Below are 20,300 nucleotides of genomic sequence, written 5' to 3'. Positions count from 1 at the left end.
GATCAGCGCGTGTTCTGGATCGTGGTCTTCAGCCGCGCGAGGGTGTCGCGCCGGGCTGCTTCCCATTTGGCATCGTCATAAGGCAGCACCTTGATCGCCCGGAACGGCAGCATCCCGGGTGCGACTGCCTCGAGCTCGATATCTTGACGGGCAGGTCGCCGGAAGGTCGCCTTAAGCAACATCTCCTGAACTTCTTTGCTGGCCAGGTAGTCGACCAGCCGCTTGGCGGGCTCGGGGTTGGGTCCGCCTTTCAGGACGGCCGCGCCCTCGACGCCCGCATATGTGCCCTCGGCCGGATAGGTGACGCTCACTGGCGCGCCATTATGGGCCCACAGGAAGCCGGCATATTCGAGGGTGATGCCAAGTGGATATTCGCCGCTACCGATCCCGTCGAACACCTGGGTCGAGCGGTTGAGCACCTTCGCATTGGCGAGCAGCCCGTCCATCCTCGTCCAGGCGGCGTTATCCGCGCCCCACAGCGACAGAAGTGTGGTCGCGGCGGCATATGAGAAACCGGAATTGGCCGGGTCGGTAAAAGCGAGCTTGCCCTTCCATTTCGGATCGAGGAGGTCGGCCCAGGATTTGGGCCCGCTGGCCTTGTCGATCGCCTTGGTATTCTGCCCGATTACAACGACCTGGATGTTGGTGCCCAGCCAAAGGTCGTTTGGATCGCGGAATTGGGCCGGCACGGCTTCGCGGCCCGTGGCCGGGTAAGCCTGAAGATGTGGACTCGCCAGCCGCAGCAGCGTCGCATTGACACCCCAGATCACGTCACCCTGCGGATTGGCGGACTCGGAGGCGACACGGCGTACAAGGACACCCGATCCGGTCGAGACCACGTCGACTTTGATCCCGGTCGCCTTGGCGAAGCCTTCGGCGACAAGCTTGTTCACGGTGTCGTCGTTGGCCGAATAGAGCACGACGCTCTGCTGGGCCGCGGCCAGCCCGGCCGCGAACAGCGATACCGCGAGCGCCACGACTCGGGCGAGGACGGAGGCAGGACATCTCATCATGGTTCGCCTTTATCGGTTCAGTCGTCGCTCATGTGGTGGCAGCGAGGTACACGGTGGCCGCCTTGAGCCCGGCGCCTGGTTCAATCGGCAAGCCGAGCTTCGTGAGTGAGTCTTCAAGATGCAGAAGGTCGGTCAGAATCGTCGCCGTGCTCAAAGCCCCCATCGTGCCAAACCGGATGACACGGCCAGAGAGACGGTTGCGGGCGCCTGCGATCACCGTGCGGTGATCCTGGTAGAGCTGCCGGACGATGGCTCCGCCTTCGAGCCCGTCTGGGACCTTGAAGACCACGACCGTGCTCGAGCGCGGCTCATCGCGGCAAAAATCTGCTAATCCGAGCGCCGCGCCGCCGGCGCGCAGCGCGGCTGAGAGCTTCTTGTGGCGCACGAGCACATTGGCGAAGCCTTCCTCATGCATCATCGTCAAAGCCTCTCGCAGACCATAAATAAGGCTCACCGGCGCCGTGAATGCGGTCTCGTTCTGCTCTGCGGATTTCAGCGCGCGACGGAAATCCCAATAGAAGGTCGATCGCTGCTTGTCCTGCCCGATCACGCGCCATGCCTTGGCGCTCACGCTGGCAAGTGCGAGGCCGGGCGGGCACATCAAGGCCTTTTGCGAGGCTGAGACCACGATATCGACGCCCCATTCGTCCTGCCGCATCTCGATGCCGCCAAGACCGCTGACAGAATCTGCGATCAGCAGCGTTGGCCGGTCGCGCACGAGCGCGCCGAGCGCGGCGAGATCGGCCACGATCCCGGTTGAGCTCTCATTGTGCACGGCGACGACGGCGCAATAGGTGTGCTCGCGCAACCGGGCCTCCACCGCGGCGATATCGATCGCCTGGCCCCATTCGATCGCGACCGTGTCGACCGTGATGTTCATGGCCTTGGCGATGGCGGTGAAACGCTCGCCGAACTGACCATGCTCGATCACAAGGATCCGGCTGCCGGGCCCCGCCACGTTGACGAGCGCGGCCTCCATGACGCCTGTTCCGGAACTCGCAAAGAACAGGACATGGTTTGTCGTCCCCAGGATCGGACGGATCATCTTCTCCGCCTCGCCGATCGCGGCCCGGCATTCGGGACCGCGATGGTTGACCATTGTCCGGGCCATCGCCTGCCGCACCCGCTCGGGCACCTCGGTTGGACCGGGAAGCCGAAGACGGTAACCTGTCGAGGCGATGGCGGAGGAAGTCTCTGTGGCCGTCATAGCTTGAAGTCACCGTTCTGACGCATGTAGGGAACGAGGCCACCCGCGCGCAGGATCGCCAGCATGATCGGTGGCAGAGGATCCGGGCTGAGCGTCTCGCCACTACGTTCGTTGCGGATCGCGCCGGTGCCGTCGTAGATCAGGATGTCGCCCTCACTAATCCCGGCGGTATCGCAGACGAGCGGCAGCAGGCCGTTGTTGATGGCGTTGCGGTAGTAGGTCCGCGAGAATCCTCGAGCCAGCACCGCCGGAATGCCGGCGCCGAGCACTGTCGTGACGGCGACCTCCATGGCCGAACCGCAACCGAAATTCTTGCCCGCCACCAGGATGTCTCCGGGCTGTACAGAGGCTGCGAAGGCAGGGTCGACATGCTCGAACAGGAATTGCTTCAGAACAGCGGGATCGAGGCTCTCTCGCTTGCGGGTCGAGCTGATGATCGAGTCAGTGTTGACGTCGTCGCCAACCAGTCGCGCGCGTCCCCGTAGAGCTGTCATCGCGACACCTCGCGGGGATCAGTCACCGCGCCGCGTGTTGCCGTGGCTGCGCAGGCAGCCGGGGAGGCGAGGTAGATCGATGCCTTGGCGTTACCCATGCGACCCTTGAAGTTGCGGTTGGCCGTCGAGATCACTGAAACTCCGTCTGCCGGGATCACCCCGCAGGTCCCGCAGCAGGAGCCGCAACCCGGCTCGACCACCGTCGCGCCGAAGCCGACCAGGGCGTCGAGCGTGCCGTCGGCCGCCATGGCGTCGCGGACCTCGCGCGATGCCGGCGTGACCACGAGCTGGACGCCGGGCGCGACGCCTCCACCCGCCTCGAGCACGGCACGGGCCTGATGGAAATCGCGTAGCCTGCCGCCCGTGCAGGTGCCGAGATAGACCATCTGCACCGGCGTGCCGGCCGCATTCTCGAGTGGCACGACCTGATCCACCAGATGCGGCAATGCGATCTGCGGCGGGAGTGCGTCGAGCGCGATCTCCACGGTCCGGCTGTAGCTGGCATCCGGATCCGGTGCGATCGGTTCGAAGGCTTGGCTGGTGCGACCTTCCAGATACGCGACGGTCTCTTCATCGGCCGGGAAGATGCCGGTCTTCGCCCCCATCTCGACGGCAAGATTGCTCAGGACGAGGCGGTCCTCCAGCGTGAGCGTGGCGAGGCCGGGCCCCGCGAATTCGAGCGCCTGATAGGCCGCACCGTCGGCGCCGAGTCGGCCCGCGAGCGCCAGCGCGATATCCTTCGCATAGACGCCGCTCGGCAGTTCTCCGGTCAGAACGACGCGGATCGAGTCCGGGACGCGCAACCACATCCGGCCGCACAGCATGATTGCGGCAAGGTCGGACGAGCCGATCCCGGTCGCAAAACAATTCAGCGCCCCGTATGTCACGGCGTGGCTGTCGGCTCCAACGACCAGGCTGCCCGGCAGCGCGCGGCCGGTCTCGACGATGAGCTGGTGGCCGATTCCTTCGCCGGCCTCATGCAGGGTGACGCCGAAGCGTTTGGCGAAGTCTTGCATCACGCGATGCAGTTCGATCGTTTGCGGGCTCGCGGGCGGCACGTAATGGTCGAGCGCAAAGACCAATCGCGCAGAATCGTGCACGTTCTTCCCGCCCATCGCCTTGAAATAATCGAGCGCCATCGGGACTGAACCGTCGGTACCGAGCGCGCAATCGACCTCGCAGACCACGAGGTCCCCGGCCTGCGCATCCTGCCCGGATTTCCGAGCGAGGATCTTCTCGGAGATTGTACGCCCGGCCATCGTTAAACCTCAGGCATCTCGCAGCCGAGACGGCGGAGCGAGGCGTCGACCCAGCTGCGATCGAGCGTACCGGCTTCGATCGCCGCCATCTGCTTGGTCTCGGCAGCCTGCTTGGTTTCGGCGGCCTCGATCACCGCCCGGCAATCGTCGACGGCGACCGCGAGGACGCCGTCGTCGTCGCCCAACACCAAATCGCCGGGTTGTATGACCATGCCGCCGATCGCGATCGGCCCGTTGATCTCGCCCGGACCGTCCTTGTACGGACCGCGATGGGTGACACCCGCTGCGAATACGGGCAGCGGGTTCGCCCGGATCGCAGCCGCATCGCGGATCGCGCCATGGATGACGATGCCGGCGACGCCGCGCCGGGCCGCCTGCGCGAGCATCATCTCTCCGAAGATTGCGTTGCTGAGGTCGCCAGCCGCATCGACCACGATGACGTCGCCGGCAACTGCCATGTCGAGCGCCTTGTGAACCATCAGATTGTCGCCGGGGCGGGTCTTCACGGTCAGAGCGGGACCAGCCATGCCACCGGCCGCATGCATCGGCCGCAGCGTCGCGCCGCCCGAGGCCATACGTGACATCACATCACTAATATTGGCGACCGGAAGGGCGCGAGCCCGCTTGATCCATTCGTCCGCGACAGCGCGCTTGCGGGAATGGATCCTGAACCCTACGGCCATACCGAACCCCCATTGAAAATGGAACGCCGTTACGCATAGTGTAATGGTGATGCGCCGAGGTCAACCCAGAATCGGCGGAACAGGGGATTTCGATGCCGAAGACGCAGGGGGTCGCCACCGTGCAACGCGCACTGGCGATCCTGGATACCTTCGCTGGAGCCGGCTCGCGCAGCCTGGCCGACATCGCCAAGATCACGGGTTTGGCGAAACCAACGGTGATGCGTTCGCTGGTATCATTGGACGAAGCCGGCTACGTCGTCCGCCTCAGCGACGGCCGCTACGCACTTGGTGCGAAGACTTTCCAGCTCGGCACCACCTATCGGGCCAATTTCAATCTCGAACAGCATGTGCTGCCGGTGCTTCAGCGGCTAAGCCAGCAGACGTTGGAGAGCAGCGCGTTTCACGTGCGCGAACGCGACAGCCGGCTCTGCCTGTTTCGGGTGGATTCGCCGCAACTAGTACGCGACGTCGCGCGGCTCACAAATCTCGCGCCGCTTGATTTGACCTCGACAGGACAAGTGCTGAGGATGGCCCGTTGGGCGGACCGGGTAGATGACGGCGTGCAAATTTTCGTCAGCTCCGGAATTTACGACGCCGTGACGGCCTCTCTCTCCACCGCTGTCTTCGGCCACGACAGAGCACTGGTGGGGGCCATGACGGTCAGCGGCCCCGTCGAACGCATACGTCGCGCCGATCTCGGGGCGTTGGCGGCCCGGCTTACCGACGCCTCGCATCAGCTGTCGCTTGTGCTCGGCGCGCCACTGCCCCGGGAGGTCGGCGCGCCGCGCATCATCAGCTTGCCATCGGCGGAAACCGGCTCTCCCTGAACCTCCACCAATTTGAGCTGTTTGGCGGAGCTTGCCCGAGCTGGGTGGTGATGGATTGGAGTGAGAGTTCACGTGTTTCAATCGACTAGAGGGCGTCGTGTGCACGATGTGTGCATCAGGAGATCAACAAAAATCTATAGTCGGCCAATACAGGCAGCGGCCTCAAAGCTCGTTTCGGTGTCATGGAAAATGACGTGGTTTCGGCTCGATTTCCTATCCGGCTCGGAAGTCGAAATACGGTCTGACCTCGCGCAGTTGATCGAGCAGGGCAGATCGATGAGCGGGGTCGAGATCGCCGCCATTCATCATGAGCGATTGGAAGTTCAGGGGCAGCCTGGTTGCATTGTTGGGGGGATCGACTGCTGCTCATCCGCAATGCTCGTGCCGATCCCGAACGATCGCCAAGACGAGTGAATACGGCGCCGATCCGACCGTGCCATTGAGCATCCTGCGCTTCACCGCCGTGTTCGATTTCAGCGGCAGCCCGACGAACTACGCTGTCGATGGCCATGGCAACGGATCGAATGCCCCTGAGCAAGCAACTGGCTGGTCCGAGGACGTGCCGCCCGGCGTTTTCAATCGACAACGGATTGACACAGGCGCCGTCCGCCACTCGATGATATCTGTGCATCAAAGTCGGTGATGGGACGCCAAAGCGCGAGGTGACCTCAATACGCTGCCATCCTCATTGAGCGGCTAACGATGCGAGGCCATCAGCCGTCCCGCAACGGGCAGGCGCGCGACCAGAATGGAGCCGGTTTCCGACTCCGTGATGTAGAGGTTTTTGTTGTCGGGACCACCATAGGCCACATTGGTCGTGGCGAGGCCCTTGCAGGAGCGGATTCGATAGAGTGGCTCGCCCAGGCGACTGAATATCCAAGCGGTGCCGAGGCCGGCGTGAGCGATGGCAAGATTGTCTTGCTCGTCCATCGCCAGGCCGTCGGGGCCGCCCAGGCTTCCGGACAACTGGAGGAATATGCCGACCTTCGATGCCGTGCCGTCCGGCATCAGCGGTATCCGCCAGATCGCATTGCCGCGCGTTGCGGCGACATACAAGATGTGTTCGCTGCCATTGAGCACCAACCCATTCGGGCTCGGCACGTTGCCGACGATCAAGTCGAGCGTTCCGTCGACGCGCAGACGATAGACGCGACCGGTCGGGTCGTGCATGCCGGTCTGCCCCTGGTCCGTAAAATAGATGTCGCCATTGCTGGAAAACACCAGGTCGTTGACGCCCTTGAAGCGCTCCGACCAGCGCCGGTCCAGCACGTTGGTGACTTTGCCGCTATCCGGCTCGAGCATCATGAGCCCGTGGCGATAGTCCGTGATGAATATCCGACCATCGCGTGCGATCTTCAAGCCGTTCGGCTCGCCGTCATATTCTGCGACCAGCGTGAACTCGCCGGCCGGGGAAATGCGGAAGACCCGGCCATACGGAATGTCGACGATATAGAGATTGCCGTTGCGATCGAAAGACGGTCCCTCGATGAAGGAATCAGTCGGAAGTCCCCGGCGGTTCACGACTGCCCAGGCGTTGTCAGGGTCCTTGCGACGAAACTTGTCCGGTAGGCAGGCGAAGACTTCGGTCTGGATTACTTCCGGTGCTGCGTACATCTATTCATCTCGTCAAGGGACAACAGCGGCCTGCGAAGGCAGCCACATCGCGATTTCAGGGAAGATCACCAGCAGACCGAGCAGCACGAACATGATCAAATGGAACGGAATCGTGCCCGTGACGACGTCGCTCAGCTTGCCGGTCCAGATGCTCTGGATCACGAAAAGGTTGATGCCGATGGGAGGCGAGATCTGGCCCATCTCGATGAAGAGCACGAGGATGACGCCGAACCAGATCGGGTCGATGCCGTATTGGACCAGAACGGGATAGAGAAGGGGCACCGTCACCACGATCATGCCGAGACTTTCGACCAGGCAGCCCAGCACCGTATAGAGCACGAACAGAGCGAAGAAGAATTCGAGCTTCGAGAGCTTCAGATCGACCAGGAACTGGGTGATCTGCTCGCCGACGCCGGCATAGCTGATGGCGTAAGAGAACAGGAAGGCGGCATAGACGATGAACAGGATGTTGCCGCACACGCGCACGGTGGTCTGTAATGCGCGCCAGAGAATTGCGACGCTGAAGTCACCCCAGAACATCGCGATGATCATCGCCAGCACACAGCCGACGGCAGCGGCTTCAGTCGGCGTGACCAAGCCGGAATAGATGCTCCCGATCGTGCCGCCGATCAGCACCATGAACGGAATGACGTCGAGCAAGGCCGACAGCAGTTCGCGGACCGATCGGGCGCCGGTTTCAGCGGGTGCGATCCCCGGCTTGAACCAGGCGTGCAGGGCAATGTAAGTCATGAACATCGCGGTCAGCAGCAGGCCCGGCATGACGCCGGCCATGAACAGCTTGGCGACCGAGGTCTCCGTGAAGGTGCCATAGACGATCATGGCAATACTCGGCGGGATCAGGATGCCGAGCGTGCCCCCTGCGGCCAGAGAGCCGGCAGATAAGCGGGGGCTGTATTTGCGCTTCCGAAGTTCCGGCAGCGCGACGCGTCCGATCGATGCAGCCGTGACGACACTTGAGCCGCTGATGGCGGCAAAGATCGCACATCCCGCGATGTTGGTTTGCAGCAAGCCCCCAGGAATCCACGAGACCAGCTTCGACAGGCCGTGATAGACCCGCAGGCTCAACCGGCTCTCCTGCAGGATCTCGGCCATCAGGATGAACAGCGGGATGGCGCTCAGCGTAAAGCTGTTCATGCTGCCCCAGCTGACGAGGCCGATGCCTTTCAGCCCGGGCAAACCGGCGTGCAGCAGCAGATAAATGACGGAAGGTACGGTGATTGCGAACGGGATCGTCATGCCAACGCAAAGCAGGCCGACGAAAATCGCAAGGACAAGGATCAGTTCGACGCCGGGAGTCATCGCTGCGTGCTCCCTTGAAGGTGGCGGATTTTCACGAGAATGGTGCGGACCAGGGCGAAGCACAGGAGCAGCATGCCGAGCGCCATCGTGGTCTGCGGCAACCACAGCGGCGTTTGCAGCGGCGTGGGAGCCACGTCCTCGGAGCGCCAGGAGTTCATCACGAGGCGCCCCAGTTGCCAGGTGACGAAAGCGGTGGCGATCAGCGACATCAGGTCAAAGATGATCTGCGAAACGATCCGTGCGGACTGTCCAAGCCGGGCCTGGATCAGCTCAACCCGGTGAAACGCGCCATGCGCTTCGGCAACCGACATGCTGAGGAAGGTGGTCGCGACTAGAAGATACCCGCCGATCTCATCGGTTATCTGAAGCGATGTCGAAAATACGTTGCGCGCGATCGCTTCCGCTCCGATCAGGATGATCATGGCAACCAGAAACAGGGCGCAGATCGCCTCGGACGCATTCTCGACCGGGCCCGGGCCCGATGACACGTTGTCGATGAAGTGGACGGCGCCGTCAGGCGCCACGTCCTTGATCTCGATGCCGCCGGCCATGATTGATTACCGGCCGAGAGCCGCACGAACCTGTTTGAGCGCTGCCGCGGCATCCGGGCCCTTCGACTTTGCCCATTCATCCCAGAATGCCGAGATCACCTTGGTGCCGGCGTCAATATCGCCGGGCTGTTCCGGCGTGACGGTCATCCCGCCCTCGGCAAACTTCTTGCTGAGACCGTCTTCCTCGTCCGCCATGGCCTTGGTGATCAGCGGCATGTTGTCTGTGATCGCCTTGCGGACCTTGGCCTGGATCTCCGGTGACAGCTTGTTGAAGCGATCCTTGTTCACGATGATGACGGAATTGAAGTAGTTGATGCCCAGCCGATAGTTGAATTTCAGCAGGTCCTTCCAGGTGTTTCCGCCGCCGGTGTTGGCGGTGAGCACGCCGTCGACGATGCTGCGATCCAGCGCCGAGGGGACTTCCGGCGCGCCAAGCGTGACCGGCACGCCGCCGAGCCGCTTGATGAATTCGCCCTGCTCGGGCGAGGTCACGCGGATCTTCTGCCCTTTGATGTCTGCGAGCGAGATCAGCTTCTTGCTCGAGAATGCGACCTGGTAAGGATAAAGGTACTGCCCGAGCACCAGCACGCCTTTTTTCTCGAAGGCCTTTTCCAGGTACGGCGCCATGATGTCGGCGGCTTTCCTGTATTCATCAAGCGAGCGGATCAGCAGCGGCAATCGCAGGACGCCGCCAATCGGCACGTTGCCGAGAAAGTATCCGTCGTCGCCCATCTGCACGACGTCGTCGCTGACCGCCTGGGTGATGGTCGTGGTGTTGATCGGAAGCGATCCGCCGAGGTGCAGCCGGATCGTCAGCTCGCCGGCGGTATCCTTCTCGATCTGCTCGATGATGGCGTTCATGCCCTTGGCCGCTGCAACCGTCGCCACGGGATTGTAGATGTAGAGATCCCATTTCTCGGCGGCGGAGGCCGGGGCGGTCTTTGCAAGGCCCGCCAGTGCAATGGCCCCTACAATTGCATGCGCAAATCCGCGGCGGCTCGTCGGCATCATCGTTCGCTCCCGGTCGTTTATTGTCGTTGAGCAAAACTATGTTTGATCGCGGCCCGGCCAGCAAGTGAACGAACGGTCATAATCAATCGCATATGTGATAAATGCCTGGATCACGCCGAAGCGTATTGATCGTTCTGCGATCACGTAGAAGTTGGACATCCCGCGTGGCGTGCCGGTAGACGCGGCCAACTGAATGAGAGAGTTTCGGGATGGACACGACCCCTGCAGATGGCCCGTTGGGCGGAATCCGCGTCATCGACCTGACCAATGTGATCATGGGGCCGTTTGCGACCCACATCATGGCCGATCTCGGTGCGGACGTGATCAAGATCGAGAGCGAGGAAGGCGATTCCTTTCGCACCTACCGTCCCAATCGCAGCGAGGGCATGGCCGGCGGCTTTCTCCATCTCAACCGCAACAAGCGTAGCGTCGTGCTTGACTTGAAGCAGCCATCGGGAATGGCTGCACTGCACAAGCTGATTGCGACGGCCGATGTCTTCGTGCACTCGCTCCGTCCCAGGGCGATCGATAAGCTCGGACTTGGCTATCAGGCGGTTCGTGTGATCAAGCCGGATATCATTTATTGCGGCGCTTACGGTTTCAGCGAGAAGGGACCTTATCGCGACAAGGCCGCTTATGACGACATCATCCAGGCGGGCTCCGGCCTTGCCGCGCTGCACCTTGCCGCGCGAGGCGAGCCGGCATTCATGCCGACCGTGCTGTGCGACAAGCTATCGGGGCAGGCAGTCGCCTATTCGGTGATGGCGGCCTTGTTCCAGCGTGAGCGCGGCGGCGGCGGCCAGGCCATCGAGGTGCCGATGTTCGAGACCACGGCGGAATTCGCCTATATCGAGCATCTGCTCGGCTTTGCCTTCGAGCCCTCGCTTGGAAGTCCCGGCTATAGCCGTGTCGTCAGCCCGCGGCGGAAGCCGTTTCGGACCGGCGACGGTTACATGTGCATCCTTCCCTACTCGGATCGGAACTGGCGCGATTTCTTCGATTTTATCGGGCGTCCCGAGCTGAAATCGGACGTCCGTTTCTTCCCGCTGGTCGAGCGGGCGTCTCATCTGGAGACGCTTTACGAGATTATCGAACAAGAGGCTCCCAGGCGCTCCACCGCCGCATGGGTTGCGTTTTGCGATGACGTCAGCATTCCCTGCATGCCTGTGCTCGGCCTCGCCGACTTGCCCGATGACGAGCACATGAGGGCCGTCGGAATGTTCGCGCGCGCCGAACATCCGTCGGAAGGCGCGTACAAATCGATCCGGGCACCGGTGTCCTTTAGCTCAGCACCGTTCCGCCTTCGCCGGCATGCGCCTCGCCTGGGCGAGCATACGGCCGAGATCCTGGCAGAGATCCGAATGGACGCTGCGCAGGCGTCCGCCAACAGCGTCAGGAGCAAGTGAGACGCCAGGCGCGTTGCGCTAAGCGAGATAATCTGAAGGAGGTTCAATTGCGCGCATTTCGGTTCGAATCCCTGACGCTTCCGCCGGAAGCCGATGCGATGCGGCGCAAGGTTCGCGTGTTCCTTGAGGATGAACGGGCCAATCGACGCTATGCCGCACACCGGACGTCGTGGTCCACATTCGATCCGGAATTCAGCCGGCGCGCAGCGAAGGCGGGCTTCATCGGCATGACCTGGCCGAGGCAATATGGCGGCGGCGAGTATTCCAACCTCGAGCGTTTCGTCGTCGCCGAGGAGATGCTGGCAGCCGGGGCACCAGGCGGAGCACACTGGATCGCCGATCGGCAGTCGGGTCCTCAGATCCTCAAGCATGGCAGCGAACGTGCGAAGGAATTGATCCTGCCCAGAATCGCGTCGGGCGAGTGCTATTTCGGCATTGGCATGAGCGAGCCCGACTCCGGCTCGGACCTCGCGGCCGCTCGAACCAGGGCAGATCGGGTCGAAGACGGCTGGGTAATCAACGGCGCCAAGATCTGGACATCGAACGCACACCGCGTCCACTACCTGATTGTGCTGGTCCGCACCGAGCCAACCGGCCAGGATCGCCATGCCGGCTTGTCCCAGTTCATCGTGGATACGACGTCGAAGGGTATCGAGATCAGGCCGATCATGAACCTGTCGGGCGGACACGAGTTCAACGAGGTTTTCTTCAAGGACTGCTTCGTTCCGGACGACATGATGATCGGTAAGCCGGGTGAAGGCTGGACGCGTGTCACCGGCGAGTTGGCGTTCGAACGGGCCGGTCCGGACCGCTTCATGTCCGATATCCGCCTGCTCGTCGAACTGATCAACAAGGTGGGACACGAACCGAATGAACGCCAGGCCGTCGAGATCGGTCGGCTGGCGGTTCACTTCGCTACGCTGCGGCGAATGTCGTCCTCGATCGCCGGGCTTCTGGAGCAGGGCGGGAGCCCGGTCACGGAAGCCGCGCTTGTCAAGGACGTCGGCACGGCATTCGAACGCGAGGTCCCGGAGATCGTGCGGAAGCTCCTGCCGATGGAGGCGAGCCTCGACGATGAGGACGAATACTCGCAAGGACTGGCGCACGTGCTGCTACACGCCCCGTCCTTCACCATTCGGGGGGGAACGCCGGAAATCCTGCGCGGGATGATTGCCCGCAGTCTCGGATTGCGGTGAGAAGGAGCGCGTCATGGAAGACATGTCAGCTATCGTACTCGAGCAGGCAGACCGCCTGTTTCAGCAACATATCGACAAGCAGATCCTGCTGGAGGCCGATGCAGGTCATTGGCCGGGGTCGCTGTGGGGCGCTCTGGACGATGCCGGCCTGCCACTCGCCCTCGTGCCGGATGCGAAGGGCGGGGGCGGACTGGCTTCGAGCGTGGCTGCGAGCCTGATCCGTAGGTCCGCATTTCATTCGGTGCCGCTGCCGCTCGCGGAAACCATCATGGCCAATGCTCTGTGGACGGATGCCGGCGGGGAGGTCATCAAAGGAGCCGTGACGCTTGCGCCGGTCAATCCGCTGGATCGCATCACGCTCGTAGCGGGCGCCAGGGGCGCGACACTCCATGGCACCGCGCGCCACGTTCCATGGGGCAAGCAGGCGTTGCACGCGCTGGTATTCGCTCGCGACGCATCCGGAAAGGCGTTCCTCTGCCGCGTGCCCACCGCAAAGATCAACTCGACCAAGGCGCGACGGAACGTCGCTTGCGAGCCACGCGAAGACATCGACTTCGACGGCTTGCACCTTTCATCGAACGACGTGTCGCCGGCATCCTCCTGCCTCGCCGCAGAGGGTTTGATGCCATTCGGCGCGGCCATCCGGGTGCAACAAATGATCGGAGGGATGGAGCGCTGCATGGACTATGCTTTGGCCTATGCCAATGAACGTGTCCAGTTTGGCCGTCCGATCAGCAAGTTCCAGGCCGTTCAGCACATGTTGGCGATTGCTGCCGGGCATTTCGCGGCAGCGTCCGCGGCGGCGACGCGCTCTCCGAGGTACCGCTGCTCGGCGACAATGCGTTTGCCGTGGCGATCGCAAAGTCCCGTTGCGGCGAGGCCGCCGGACAGGTTGCCGCCATATGCCATCAGGTGCACGGCGCCATGGGATTTACGCAGGAGCACCCGCTGCATTATGCCACTCGCCGGTTGTGGTCATGGCGCGACGAATGGGGCGCCGAACCGTGGTGGCAGGAAAAAATTGGCCGGGTAATCTGCGCGCGCGGCGGAGAAGGCTTCTGGCCGCTGCTGGTCGACCGGCAGGAAGCTGTCGGCGCCGCGCCTAGGCCGACGGAGCTGGCCGGAGATAGCGCTGCACGACATCATTGAGCAGTGCGACGATCTCGGCTCGACGTCGTGTCATGTCCTGCAGAGGACCTGACACTGCAACGGCGAGCGCTCTGTTCCATCCGTCGATGCCTTCGGGCAGGGGAATGGCAATCGACCCTGCGCCCGGCGTCACCAGTCCTGCCGAGAAGAAGTAGCCATCACGCCGCGTGCGACCGACATTCTCGACCACCTGATTGGTGTCGATACGCGGAATGCCGAGCGCTGCTTCCGCGTTCGTGCGCGTGCAGAGGCCGCGGATCTCTCTGTCGTTACATGCAGTCAGCAGCGAAAAGCCGGTCGCCGACCAGACCACCAGCCGCCGGGATCCCGGCGGAACGTGGAAGCGCATCGCGGACCTCGCCTGCAGCACGTGGATATACTGCGCGAAGATGCCGTTGCGCGCGGCGATGATCACCGTGTCGCCGGTCTTGTGGGACAGCTCTTCAAGCATCCTGATCAGGCTGCCGTTTCTGACCGGGCCCTTGTCCAGCCAGGTCCCGAGCAGGGTGACACGCGGTGAGGGCAGGAAGCTGCGGCTCTCCGGCAAATAGTCCATGTAACCTAGCTCGACCAGGCAGTTGAGGAGGATGGAGGTCGATGATTGCGGAAACGCAAGGCGTTCGGCCACTTCGGCAACCCGCGCGTCGCGCTGAATTTCGTCGAAGAACTCAAGAATCCGAAGCACGCGTCCCGCCGACTTGACCGAGCCCGCTGCGGGAGGGCCATAGCTCGTGGCTTCCGTGATTTGACTGTCTGCGGAGATTTTGGTTCTTCGTGTGGGCATTGTACGACGACTGATCCTGCTATTTTCGCAGACGCCTGGTCTTCTCTTGTTCAGATGTCCGCGTCGTCCCGCTGCGCATTTTCAAGGCGATCCCCGATTCGCTGGCCGCATCGCGCACTACAGACAATATCTGCTGGGCGTCGCGTGAAATCAGTTCGGACAGACCGCCGATTCCAAGTCCGATAGGTTGCTCAAGCGGTCCGCGCGGCATCGCAACGCAGACAATGCCGGCGCCGAGCGAGATCCGCCCCAGCGAAATCGCAAACCCGGTCCGTCGGATTTGCTTCAGCTCTTCCATAATTTCGGGAAGCGGCGAGACGAATGGATTCGCATTCCATAGATTGGAAACGTCGGAGGGGCGGATGCCTTGTGCTCCTTCGTCCTTGACGCGTCGTTTCGTCTGTTGCCAAAGCTCCTCGACCGTCTGGTCTGGCATCTCCGAGAGCAGCAGTCGCCCCATGCCGGCTTCCATCAGTGGCAGCCGCGATCCCACCGGGATGTCGAGGCGCATCGCGTGACGACCGGGAATCACGTCGATGTAGCGCACACACAGATCAGACGGGACGCCGAGCAGGATCGTCTGGCTGGTGCGTTCACCAACCGCGACCATCAGCGATCTAACGTCCGCGCGCGAGACGCTCGGCTCGACCCAGTTGCCCAACGCCGCCACCCGGCTGCTGGGAAGGATTCCCCGACTATCATGATCAACGACGAGATAACCGGCATTGATCATGCTCTGTACGATCGTCGACGTGCTCGACTGGGGAAATGCGAGACTTGCCGACAGTTCCGCGATGGTCACGGCCCGCTGTCTGGAATCGATGTACTCCAGAATCTGCAACGTGCGCAGTGACGACTTCACACTGATTCCCAAGGACTTGCCGGATCGTGATCGTGGCATGTTTCCTCCATTTAATCATATATATGATATTAAATATCTTATTGACGATCAAGACAATCTGCGTTGTTCTCTCGGCGAAAACAAATGCGAAGGAAACGCGATGGAAGGCTTGCCGAACACCATGTGGCAGCCGGCGGTCGAGGTCGGGTTCGTGGACGAGGTGCGGCGGTTCGTGAAGCACCGCATCGTGCCGCTGGCCAATGAGATCGACGCCAAGGACCTGTACCCAGCCGAGATCGTTCGCGATCTTGCAAAGCTTGGCTGCAACGCGATCTCGCTGCCAAAGAAATTCGGCGGCCGCGAGCTGGGCTACGCCCATAGCGTAGCCGCCTGCGAGGAGATCGGCTGCGGAAGCGCCGCCGTCGCGATCTGTCTGATCACGATCTTCCAGGCGCAGACGATGCTAAACACGTTCGGCTCGGAGAGCCTCAAACAGCGCTATCTGCCGCAATTCGCGGAGGGGCTGATCGCTTCCTACGCCCTGACTGAAGCCTCGCATGGCAGCGATATTCGCAGGCTCGATACCAAGGCGCACAGGGACGGCGACGCCTGGGTTCTGAACGGCGAGAAGTCGTTTATCACGTCCGGCTCACGCGCCGAAGTGTTTGTGATCCTTGCACAGACAGATATCGGCGTATCAGTCTTTGTCGTCCCGCGCGAATGCGCCGGGGTCTCTACATATGTCGGAGAGAACTCCGCAACCTTCGGTCTGCGCAACGGCCCGCATGTCAACGTTCGGCTGCAGGACGTGCGGCTTCCGCTGGATCACCTGGTCGGGCAGGAGGGCAAAGGCGTCCGGCAGGCGGTGACGACGCTCGACTATTCGCGCACACTTGCCGCGGGCATTTCGGTCGGTATTGCAAGGGCCGCGTTTGACGCAGCCCTTGTGTTCGCGCGCGATCGCACCGCGTTCGACCAGAAGGTTGTCAATTTTCAGGGTATCCAATGGTACTTCGCGGACATGCTGGCGAAGATCGATGCCGCGCGCCTGTTGGTTTACGAGGCGGCGCGGGCGCTGGACAACCATGACGACGTCATCCGTCGGGCCAGTGCCGCGAAGCTGTTCGCTTCGGAGGTAGCAACCGAGGTCGCGGCGCGCTGCGTCCAGATCTGCGGCGCCTACGGCACGATGGTGAACGCGCCGTTCGGCCGCTTCATGCGCGATGCCAAGACCTATGAGATAGGCGGCGGCTCCTCCGAAGTGCTGAAGAACGCCTTGGCCAAGTGTGTCGTCAGCTACGCGGCCGAGCTATGATCCTGGAACGCCTGGCACACTGGGCATCAGTCACGCCACAAAAGCCGTTTGTGGTCACTGCGGAGCGATCGTATTCGTTTGCGGAAATCCATTCGCTATCGCTCAGATGCGCGCGACTGCTGCAAGGGCGCAGCATCGGAAAGGGCGATCATGTTGCTCTTATCTCGGGGAACTCCGCCGCGTTCCTGGTCGCGTGGTTCGGTATCAATGCGGCCGGTGCCGTTGCCGTGTGCCTGAACGACCAGTTGAAGGGCGACAGCATCGACTATCTGGTGGCGCAATCCGATTCCAGGCTGATCATGGCCGATGAGAATTGGCTGGGCTCGAGGCGTGGTGATCTTCGTGACGGCCGGGCCGAGCTTCCCGTTGTCGCGATCGACGACGAAAAGTTTCTTCTGGAGCTTGCCGCTCTTCCCGAGAGCGAGGTCGCCGACATCGCGCCGCATGATGCCTGTACGATCCTGTATACGTCGGGAACGACCGGGCGTCCGAAGGGCGTGATATGTGCGCATGGCGGTTACGCGGCGACTGGAGTGCAGTCGGCCCGCATCCTCGAACTGACCGCGGAGGACCGCATCTTCGTCTATCTGCCGCTATATCACACGAATCCACAGACCTATGCGGTTATGTCGGCGTTGACGGTGGGCGCATCGCTCGGCCTGCGGCGGCGGTTTTCGGCGACTTCGTTCTTCGAGGATGCGAAGGCCGTGGAGGCGACCGGTTGCACGTTCGTCGGCACGGTACTCGCGATCCTGGCGGCACGCTATTCCGTACCGATGCGCGACCACATGATGCGCTTTACGATCGGAGGCGGTACGACAGCCGAACTCGCCCGCACCATCGAGGACCGCTTCGGTTTCAAGGTGCACGAACTCTACGGCATGACCGAGGTCGGAGGTTGGGTATCCGGAAGTACGGCTGGGGACCACAAGCTCGGCGCCAACGGCCGGGTGCGGCCGGACATGCAGGTCCAGATCGTCGACCCGGATGACAATCCGCTCCCGACCGGCGAGCGCGGCGAGATAGTGGTTCGGCCGCTCGAACCGAACCGAATCCTGCTCGGTTACTACAACAAGCCGGACGAGTTAGCGAAGGCGAGCCGGAACTTCTGGTTTCACACCGGCGATGTCGGCAGCTTCGATTCCGACGGATATCTATATTTTCATGGACGTACGAAAGAGCTCATTCGGCGTGGTGGAGAGATGATCTCGCCGCAGGAGCTCGAGGGCCGTTTGCTGAAGCTGCCCGGGGTCCGGGATTGCGCGATCGTAGGCGTTGCGGATCCCATCATGGGCGAAGAGGTCAAGGCGGTAGTCGTGACGGACTGCGATTTCGATCTGCGCGACGTGCGCGGGCGGCTTGCCGATCAGGTGCCGACATACATGCTGCCTCGGTTCGTCGAGCGAGTTCTCGCGATACCGCGCACCCAGACAGAGAAGATTCTGCGTCGCGAACTCCAATACATCGATGATCGGGTCACCGATCTCACCAATAATGAAAACAGGAGGAATTTGAAATGAAAGGGCTTGCGAGGGTACTTGGTGTACTGGCTTGCTGTCTGGCGACCGGTGCCTGGGCCGGAGACAAATCGGGGACGGTGAAGATCGGTGTCCTGACCGACATGACCGGGGTGTTCTCCGATCTGACCGGAAATGGATCGGTCGAGGCAGCCAAGATGGCGATCGAGAAGTTTGGCGGCAAGGTCAACGGCCGTCCGGTCGAACTCGTGTTTGCCGACCACCAGAACAAGGCCGACGTCGGCCTTGGTATCCTGCGTCGCTGGTATCAGGTCGACGACGTCGATGCGGTATTCGACTTCGCCAACTCGGCCGTCGCACTCGGCGCCGTCGAGATCACGAAGGAATTCGACCGGGTGATGGTTCCGTCTGGCGTCGGCGCGACCGACCTGACCGGCTCCAAGTGCTCGCCCAACACGATCCACTGGACCTGGGACTCCTATGGAAACGCCAATGCGCTGGTCAAGAGTGTGATGCATCAGGGCGGAAAGAAGTGGTTCTTCGTCACGGTCGACTATGCGTTCGGGCACAGCCTTGAGGAGAACGTCACGAAGTTCGTCAAGGCAGCTGGTGGTACCGTGCTGGGCTCCGTGCGTCATCCGCTCAACACGTCGGACTTCAGCTCTTATCTTCTTACGGCGCAGTCGTCCGGTGCGGACGTCATCGTGCTGGCCAGCGGCGGAGCCGATCTCTCGAACGCGATCAAGCAGGCACGCGAGTTCGGGATCACGTCGGACAAGTACAAGATTGTCGCGCCGCAGTTCAATCTTGCCGTCGTACACGCGGCGGGCCTTGACGCTACGCAGGGTCTGCTCGCCGCTGGCAGCATGAACTGGACCAAGGACGAGACGACGCGAGCCTTCGCGACCGAGCTCGCCAAGCGCAACAAGGGGATTCACCCCGATGCGCTTCAGGGCGGCGTTTACTCCTCGGTGCTGGCCTATCTCGGCGCCGTCGAGAAAGTCGGCAGCACCGATGGCCGCAAGGTGGTCGAATATCTGAAATCGGTCCCGGTCAAGGACCCGCTGCTTGGCGATGGCGTGGTCCGCGCCGATGGACGTATGACGCATCCGGTGCAGATCTTCCAGGTCAAGTCGCCAAAGGAATCGAAGGAGCCATGGGATTACTTCCGGACCATCGATACGATCCCCGGCGACCAGGCGTTCCGGCCGCTGAATGAAAGCGAATGCCCGCTCGTCAAAGCGTCACGATGACCGGCACACCCTCGATTGCACTCGTCGGTCTCGGTGAGGTCGGCACCAGCTTTGCGAGCGCATTGCTCGATCGCGGTGTCGAGCTGAAGGTTGCCTCGCGTGCATCGCCGCGCGCGACGGCCTCGGCGAAGAAGCTCGGCATCGACGTCGACGAGGATGTCGCGCGCGCGGCGAGCACGGCCGACGTCGTGCTGCTGACGATCACCGGCGATGGGCTGCGCGACGTGGTCAAAACAATCGCACCGGTACTACGGGAGCAGGCGATCCTTGCCGACCTGACCGCCGCCGATCCGCCACAGGTGATTGCGGCCGCCGAAATGCTCGGTGCGAACCGTGCGCGGTTCGTCGATGTGGCGATCATGGGCGCCGTCAGCCTGCACGGCATCCGGACGCCCTTGCTGGCGTCAGGGGAGAAGGCAACGGACTTCGCGGAGGCGATGAATGCGCTCGGCTTTTCCGTATCGGCCCGCGACGGCTCCGCGGTTGGCGATGCATCGAGCCTGAAGCTGCTCCGGAGCCTGTTTGCCAAAGGCCTCGATGCGCTGGTCGTGGAGTCGATGCTGGCCGCGGAGGCACTCGGCTTGCGTCAGGACCTGATCGAACTGCTCGGCGATTTCGATCAGCGTCCATTGCGCGACCACATCGACATGTATCTGAGGACGCATCCTCCCCACGCCGGCCGGCGGCTGGTGGAGATGGAGCTGGCGGAAACGCAGTTGAAGTCGCTCGGGCTCAGGAGCCTGACCACCCGCGCGACCATCGATCGCTATCGCCACACAACGGACCTGGTCCGGCAGGGTGGGGCGATGACGGGGCTGGATGCTCCAGCGGCCCTGCAATGGCTTCTGGCCGCCGAACGAGCCAGCACACATAAGAACAAGAGCTGAAGGACATTCGCC

General features: G+C 62.4%; 20 protein-coding genes and 1 pseudogene. 10 read left to right on the top strand and 11 right to left on the bottom strand.

The features are described from left to right. Positions 1 to 2 precede the first annotated feature (2 nt). From AKL29_RS26605 to AKL29_RS26585, 5 genes are all read right to left on the bottom strand, one after another. Positions 3 to 977, bottom strand: coding sequence for an extracellular solute-binding protein (locus AKL29_RS26605; RefSeq protein WP_050386203.1), 975 nt, complete (start codon positions 975 to 977; stop codon positions 3 to 5). Positions 978 to 1,041: 64 nt separating this feature from the next. After that, positions 1,042 to 2,112, bottom strand: coding sequence for a pyridoxal-phosphate-dependent aminotransferase family protein (locus tag AKL29_RS26600; RefSeq protein ID WP_244482445.1), 1,071 nt, complete (start codon positions 2,110 to 2,112; stop codon positions 1,042 to 1,044). Positions 2,113 to 2,216: 104 nt separating this feature from the next. Beyond that, a complete protein-coding gene (locus AKL29_RS26595) occupies positions 2,217 to 2,714 on the bottom strand; it encodes a LeuD/DmdB family oxidoreductase small subunit (protein WP_028334186.1) in 498 nt (165 codons plus the stop codon). Then, on the bottom strand, positions 2,711 to 3,973 hold the full coding sequence (locus tag AKL29_RS26590) for a 3-isopropylmalate dehydratase large subunit (RefSeq protein WP_050386201.1): 1,263 nt from the start codon (positions 3,971 to 3,973) through the stop codon (positions 2,711 to 2,713). The genes AKL29_RS26595 and AKL29_RS26590 overlap by 4 nt, the downstream gene beginning before the upstream one ends. A 2-nt stretch (positions 3,974 to 3,975) precedes the next feature. Next, positions 3,976 to 4,656, bottom strand: coding sequence for an RraA family protein (locus AKL29_RS26585; RefSeq protein ID WP_050386200.1), 681 nt, complete (start codon positions 4,654 to 4,656; stop codon positions 3,976 to 3,978). A 92-nt stretch (positions 4,657 to 4,748) separates the two neighbouring features. On the opposite strand from AKL29_RS26585, the gene AKL29_RS26580 reads away from it, so the two are divergent. Together AKL29_RS26580 and AKL29_RS42295 are read left to right on the top strand one after the other, a co-directional pair. Then, positions 4,749 to 5,483, top strand: coding sequence for an IclR family transcriptional regulator (locus tag AKL29_RS26580; RefSeq protein WP_050386199.1), 735 nt, complete (start codon positions 4,749 to 4,751; stop codon positions 5,481 to 5,483). A gap of 307 nt (positions 5,484 to 5,790) precedes the next feature. Further along, positions 5,791 to 6,126, top strand: a complete 336-nt coding sequence (locus AKL29_RS42295) for a hypothetical protein (RefSeq protein WP_152977782.1) — start codon at positions 5,791 to 5,793, stop codon at positions 6,124 to 6,126. A gap of 53 nt (positions 6,127 to 6,179) precedes the next feature. On the opposite strand, the gene AKL29_RS26570 is transcribed toward AKL29_RS42295, so the two are convergent. Genes AKL29_RS26570 through dctP form a run of 4 tightly spaced genes read right to left on the bottom strand, consistent with a single transcriptional unit; the run spans position 6,180 to position 9,979 of the window. After that, on the bottom strand, positions 6,180 to 7,097 hold the full coding sequence (locus tag AKL29_RS26570; protein ID WP_028334190.1) for an SMP-30/gluconolactonase/LRE family protein: 918 nt from the start codon (positions 7,095 to 7,097) through the stop codon (positions 6,180 to 6,182). 12 nt (positions 7,098 to 7,109) lie between these two features. Beyond that, positions 7,110 to 8,417: a TRAP transporter large permease gene (locus AKL29_RS26565; protein ID WP_050386198.1), complete on the bottom strand. Its 1,308-nt coding sequence runs from the start codon at positions 8,415 to 8,417 to the stop codon at positions 7,110 to 7,112. Next, complete coding sequence (locus AKL29_RS26560) at positions 8,414 to 8,968, bottom strand: TRAP transporter small permease (protein WP_050386197.1); 555 nt, start codon at positions 8,966 to 8,968, stop codon at positions 8,414 to 8,416. The genes AKL29_RS26565 and AKL29_RS26560 overlap by 4 nt, the downstream gene beginning before the upstream one ends. Before the next feature lie 6 nt (positions 8,969 to 8,974). Next, on the bottom strand, positions 8,975 to 9,979 hold the full coding sequence (gene dctP / locus AKL29_RS26555) for a TRAP transporter substrate-binding protein DctP (protein WP_244482436.1): 1,005 nt from the start codon (positions 9,977 to 9,979) through the stop codon (positions 8,975 to 8,977). Between the two features lie 209 nt (positions 9,980 to 10,188). Here dctP and AKL29_RS26550 point away from each other — a divergent pair, with 209 nt between their 5' ends. The 4 genes and pseudogenes from AKL29_RS26550 to AKL29_RS46360 all read left to right on the top strand — a co-directional run bounded on the left by AKL29_RS26550 (position 10,189) and on the right by AKL29_RS46360 (position 13,730). After that, a complete protein-coding gene (locus AKL29_RS26550; RefSeq protein ID WP_050386196.1) occupies positions 10,189 to 11,385 on the top strand; it encodes a CaiB/BaiF CoA transferase family protein in 1,197 nt (398 codons plus the stop codon). Next, positions 11,382 to 12,581, top strand: a complete 1,200-nt coding sequence (locus AKL29_RS26545) for an acyl-CoA dehydrogenase family protein (protein ID WP_283809426.1) — start codon at positions 11,382 to 11,384, stop codon at positions 12,579 to 12,581. Before AKL29_RS26550 ends, AKL29_RS26545 begins: the two co-directional genes overlap by 4 nt. 13 nt (positions 12,582 to 12,594) lie before the next feature. After that, positions 12,595 to 13,326: pseudogene (locus tag AKL29_RS46485) on the top strand (acyl-CoA dehydrogenase family protein); the annotation flags it as partial. Positions 13,327 to 13,430: 104 nt separating this feature from the next. Then, the gene (locus tag AKL29_RS46360; protein ID WP_283809425.1) at positions 13,431 to 13,730 is read left to right on the top strand and encodes an acyl-CoA dehydrogenase family protein; all 300 of its coding nucleotides are present in this window, start codon (positions 13,431 to 13,433) and stop codon (positions 13,728 to 13,730) included. Here AKL29_RS46360 and AKL29_RS26535 read toward each other — a convergent pair. Together AKL29_RS26535 and AKL29_RS26530 are read right to left on the bottom strand one after the other, a co-directional pair. Further along, entirely contained in the window at positions 13,684 to 14,415 is a 732-nt protein-coding gene (locus AKL29_RS26535) for an IclR family transcriptional regulator (RefSeq protein WP_244482435.1), read from the bottom strand. The genes AKL29_RS46360 and AKL29_RS26535 overlap by 47 nt on opposite strands. Before the next feature lie 118 nt (positions 14,416 to 14,533). After that, positions 14,534 to 15,376 (bottom strand): IclR family transcriptional regulator, encoded by an 843-nt coding sequence (locus AKL29_RS26530; protein ID WP_050386193.1) that lies wholly within the window; start codon positions 15,374 to 15,376, stop codon positions 14,534 to 14,536. On the opposite strand from AKL29_RS26530, the gene AKL29_RS26525 reads away from it, so the two are divergent. From AKL29_RS26525 to AKL29_RS26510, 4 genes are read left to right on the top strand one after another with little or no spacing between them, the layout of a single operon-like run. Next, the gene (locus tag AKL29_RS26525) at positions 15,357 to 16,670 is read left to right on the top strand and encodes an acyl-CoA dehydrogenase family protein (RefSeq protein WP_244482434.1); all 1,314 of its coding nucleotides are present in this window, start codon (positions 15,357 to 15,359) and stop codon (positions 16,668 to 16,670) included. The genes AKL29_RS26530 and AKL29_RS26525 overlap by 20 nt on opposite strands. Next, complete coding sequence (locus AKL29_RS26520) at positions 16,667 to 18,190, top strand: class I adenylate-forming enzyme family protein (protein WP_063779947.1); 1,524 nt, start codon at positions 16,667 to 16,669, stop codon at positions 18,188 to 18,190. Before AKL29_RS26525 ends, AKL29_RS26520 begins: the two co-directional genes overlap by 4 nt. After that, the gene (locus AKL29_RS26515) at positions 18,187 to 19,401 is read left to right on the top strand and encodes an ABC transporter substrate-binding protein (protein ID WP_050386190.1); all 1,215 of its coding nucleotides are present in this window, start codon (positions 18,187 to 18,189) and stop codon (positions 19,399 to 19,401) included. The genes AKL29_RS26520 and AKL29_RS26515 overlap by 4 nt, the downstream gene beginning before the upstream one ends. Continuing rightward, positions 19,374 to 20,288 carry an NAD(P)-binding domain-containing protein gene (locus AKL29_RS26510; protein WP_082190717.1) on the top strand — a complete coding sequence of 305 codons (915 nt, stop codon included), beginning with the start codon at positions 19,374 to 19,376 and terminating at the stop codon, positions 20,286 to 20,288. Before AKL29_RS26515 ends, AKL29_RS26510 begins: the two co-directional genes overlap by 28 nt. Positions 20,289 to 20,300: the final 12 nt, after the last annotated feature.

The organism is Bradyrhizobium pachyrhizi (assembly GCF_001189245.1).
In the GTDB taxonomy this organism is placed as follows: Bacteria; Pseudomonadota; Alphaproteobacteria; order Rhizobiales; family Xanthobacteraceae; genus Bradyrhizobium; species Bradyrhizobium pachyrhizi.
The sequence above is the reverse complement of the archived record's forward strand: the minus strand, read 5'-3'. Positions and strand labels throughout refer to the sequence as shown.